This window comes from Nostoc sp. CHAB 5836 (assembly GCF_020829445.1).
Taxonomy (GTDB): Bacteria; Cyanobacteriota; Cyanobacteriia; order Cyanobacteriales; family Nostocaceae; genus Nostoc.
Genome location: NZ_JAIVFV010000320.1, coordinates 1 through 3,711, shown reverse-complemented (window position 1 = coordinate 3,711; position 3,711 = coordinate 1). Strand labels below are relative to the sequence as shown.

General features: G+C 43.6%; 6 protein-coding genes. All 6 read left to right on the top strand.

The window, feature by feature from the left end; all coding sequences use genetic code 11:
- Window positions 1-191: 191 nt before the first annotated feature.
- From LC605_RS33215 to LC605_RS31690, 6 genes are read left to right on the top strand one after another with little or no spacing between them, the layout of a single operon-like run.
- Window positions 192-326 carry a hypothetical protein gene (locus tag LC605_RS33215; protein ID WP_267868730.1) on the top strand — a complete coding sequence of 45 codons (135 nt, stop codon included), beginning with the start codon at window positions 192-194 and terminating at the stop codon, window positions 324-326.
- A gap of 14 nt (window positions 327-340) precedes the next feature.
- Entirely contained in the window at window positions 341-622 is a 282-nt protein-coding gene (locus LC605_RS31710; RefSeq protein ID WP_229551361.1) for a helix-turn-helix domain-containing protein, read from the top strand.
- A complete protein-coding gene (locus LC605_RS31705) occupies window positions 619-1,629 on the top strand; it encodes a DNA cytosine methyltransferase (protein ID WP_229551360.1) in 1,011 nt (336 codons plus the stop codon). The genes LC605_RS31710 and LC605_RS31705 overlap by 4 nt, the downstream gene beginning before the upstream one ends.
- On the top strand, window positions 1,626-2,084 hold the full coding sequence (locus LC605_RS31700) for a DUF1392 family protein (protein ID WP_229551359.1): 459 nt from the start codon (window positions 1,626-1,628) through the stop codon (window positions 2,082-2,084). Before LC605_RS31705 ends, LC605_RS31700 begins: the two co-directional genes overlap by 4 nt.
- Window positions 2,085-2,115: 31 nt before the next feature.
- The gene (locus LC605_RS31695) at window positions 2,116-3,045 is read left to right on the top strand and encodes a hypothetical protein (protein WP_229551358.1); all 930 of its coding nucleotides are present in this window, start codon (window positions 2,116-2,118) and stop codon (window positions 3,043-3,045) included.
- Between the two features lie 50 nt (window positions 3,046-3,095).
- On the top strand, window positions 3,096-3,692 hold the full coding sequence (locus LC605_RS31690) for an alpha-ketoglutarate-dependent dioxygenase AlkB (protein ID WP_229551357.1): 597 nt from the start codon (window positions 3,096-3,098) through the stop codon (window positions 3,690-3,692).
- Window positions 3,693-3,711 lie beyond the last annotated feature (19 nt).

Below are 3,711 nucleotides of genomic sequence, written 5' to 3'. Positions count from 1 at the left end.
GCAACAAGTTTATAAATATTTATCTCCATAAATAAATTTAGGGGCTTCTACCTGAATTAATTCAAAATTACTGAGCTATTCTTCAATTTTGAATTTTGAATTTTGAATTTTGAATTGTTTCGGTCATAGTCACAGTAGTAGATAAAATCATCAGTGTTGCGCACCTAAATATTCCTGATGGGCTGTCAGATTTGGCAATCAAGCAGCACATTACAGACCTCTATAACAGTGGTGAGATGTTGATTGATTTGAAGATTGCTCAGGTGGACTTTGAATCAATTAGCGCTCAGATTGTACAAGAAAATTCTACTAAACCTGCATCTTAAAGGAAGGTAATCAGATGCATACAAAATGGACTGAACAAGAGCTAAAAATTATTGAGGTGAAAGCTGAAATCTATACGATAAAACAAATAGCTCAAGTTCTTCGATTGAATTTATCAACTGTTACCAGATGGGTAAAAAGAGGATGGCTCAAAGCTACAAGACGCTCTGCTAAACATTACCAAATTCGCAGATGGCATCTTAAACAATTTCTTGAGCATCCCCCACAATCAATTAAAAAACGTATTACCTCTCTTGATCCAGAAGCCATTAATTATTTATTGGGGAGACGCGCATGATTGACCCAATCACTCCCCTGCAAACTCAAAAAGTTATTGACCTCTGCTCTGGTATTGGCGGCTTCACCCTTGGTCATCTGATTACTGGCGGTTTTGAAACGGTGGCTTTTTGCGAAATTAATCAATACTGCCAACAAGTTCTACATCTGCGATTCCCACAAATTCCAATTATCCCAGATATCCATGACATTACAACTGAGTCTTTGGCAAGAGTCGGAATTACAGAAGTTGATGGGATCATCGCTGGACTCCCCTGCCCTCCATTTAGCCTCGCGGGGAAACAGCAAGCCTCGAAGGACGAGCGCAACCTGTTTGGGGAATTCTTTAGAATCATTTGCGAGATTCGACCAGACTGGGCGATTGTGGAAAACGTTCCCGGACTGCTCACTGCTGAACGAAGTGAATTTTTCCGTGCCGTACTTTGGGAGTTTGCCTCGCTGGGGTTCGATGTGGAATGGGGAATTGTTTCGGCTGCATCCGTGGGGGCTGTCCACAAGCGAGAACGAGTTTGGATTATTGCTACCAACTCCCAAAGCCCAAGACGGGATACATCCTGGAATCAGTACACACAAAGTGGGGCAAACCCTGCATCTGTCAGCTGCGGTAATGCCTTGGAGTTCAAGGGGCGACAAGAGCGACAACATCCAAGGCAACCTCAACAAATCCCCTTATTTGAATACACAGCGATCGCTGTGTGTAAATTTCCTGGAGGCAATGATGGGTTTCCCGCTCTTTTGGACGGATGTCTGCTTAAAGGAGCAGGACTTGATTATTGGCTCACCTCTGCCACAGTCCCCAGTTTCAATCGGCTCACTCGTAATGAAGTTGCAGCGCTTACGCTCTATTGCCAACAAGAATATCGCCAACTCTGGGCAGAATACCAAACCATCAGAAGACAACACGCAGAGCAAATCAAAGCTTTAGGGAATGCCATTGTCCCTCAATGCGCTGCACTAATCTTTGGGCGACTGAAAACAATTTTATCTCAACAAATAAAAAACGCATGATTGACCACATTAATGCACTTCAAACCAGTTGGTATCTCTCTCCACCCTGGGGCAAAACAATACCAGATGTTGAAGTCAATTTACTAGAAAGAGTTTATCTGAGAACCAGCAAAACATTCGGTTACTGCTGCGGTGTTCAGTGGAAACACGAATGTTGGATTTATTCAATTGATTGTCGTAATGAAATTGTTCATGTCACACAACATCAAATCATTGGTACTGGTGAATTAATAATCCTGCCCGTACCAAAACCCGCTTTTGTTTTGGGACAAAAAGTAATCCTATGTTCTCACGGCAATGACGCAAAGCAACGTCTCATTTTGGGCATTGGATTTGTGAATAATTCTTGGTTTTACCTTGTTGAATTGGTGTCCCCAACCTTAACCCAATCACCGATTATATGGAATCGTTTCTCATTAGTAGGTGAAAAAAGTTTGGTTCGGGTAAATCTCTAAAGTTTTGAAATTGAGTTAGGAGTCAACCAACATGAATTTACCTTTAAATCAAAGTGTTTTAATCGAGTCTCCATCATTAAGAACCTCTGCACTTTCTAACCTTGATGAAGAACGCGCAGAAGTTGTTCTAAGCAAAGCAAAGACAATAGTATTCGCTGTGTGGGGTGGTACTGGCTGGGCAACTACTGCACAAATAGCAGAATATTTTTCAGTTACAGAGTCCGCAGTCAAAGAACTCCACAGAGTAAATCAATCGGAATTCCGAACCGAAGAAACTAAAACCCTTACTGGTAAAGACTTACGTGATGCTCGACAGACACTCTGTCTACCATCGAAAACATCCCAAGTTAGAGTTTTTTCGGCTTTGGGCGCTTTAAGGATCGCAATGCAATTGCAGCAATCTGAAGTAGCAGCCCAAGTTAGAACCATCATTTTAGACTTGGTTGCAGCTGTCACTGCCCAAACTCCTGTACCTGCCCCTGCTCTCCCACCGGGGGAGCAACGCCTACAAACTTTAGTCGAGGCGATGAAAACTTTAGCCGAACTCACAGGTGGCAGACTCAACCCATACATGGAACAGCATTTTCAAGACTTCGCCGCTAATCTCTTAGCCCAACACAATCAACAAGCCCTAATCGCTAGCAAAGAGAAATGGATGGGTGTTGTGAATTTTGCTGAGACGGAGTTAGGGAAGAAAGTCCCCTTAAGTGGTTCCCATTATCGCGGTCATCTCGGTACTTGGGTTCGCACCTTTTACCCACAGTTAGGGGAGCGTCAGGAAATGCGACTGGTCAACGGCACTCAGCAGCCTGTTTATGTTTACGCTTGCCATGACCCAATTGTTGCAGATGGGCTGACCAAAGCGATTGAAGAATTTTTCGCTCATCCAAACCCCACTGCTGCACTAAAAATTGCGGGGGCTTTTGCTACCAAGAAACCACGGGTAATCGTGAAAAGTTAAAGCCAACGCCACCAGTTTTTTCATCTATCAAAAATAACAACTTTATTATCATGCAACAACTCAATTTGTTTGGTGAATCAGCGCCAGTTTTACCTATCACTTACTACCCCGATTTCTTAAGCCTTGAACAAGGCAACGAACTATATCAACACTGTCTACAACTGGAGTGGCAGCAGAATCAAATACGTATGGCGGGTAAAACAATGCCCGTTCCCCGCTTGGAGTGCTTATACGGGGACAAAGGCTGTGATTATCTTTACTCAAACAGCGTATTTTTGAAACCCCTGACTTGGACAGACAATCTGGCTAACTTGCGGGACAGAATCACTGCGCTAACTGGTTATAAGTTCCGTATCGTCATCGGGAACCAATACCGCACAGGTATGGATTCAATCGGGTGGCACGCTGACACTGATTCTTCAATGGGAATATCCCCGGCAATTGCTTCCATAAGCCTGGGGTCTGTTCGCAAGTTTCAAATTAAACCGAGGAATGGCAGACCTACTGATTTCTGGCTCGAACACGGGAGCTTGTTGATTATGCACCCCGGTTGTCAGTCTACACATCTGCATCAGGTTCCCAAGACCAATAAAGTCGTTAGCACACGTATTAATCTCACGTTTCGACCACACACCGGGGGCAAATAATTGTGATTCTCTTTCATCA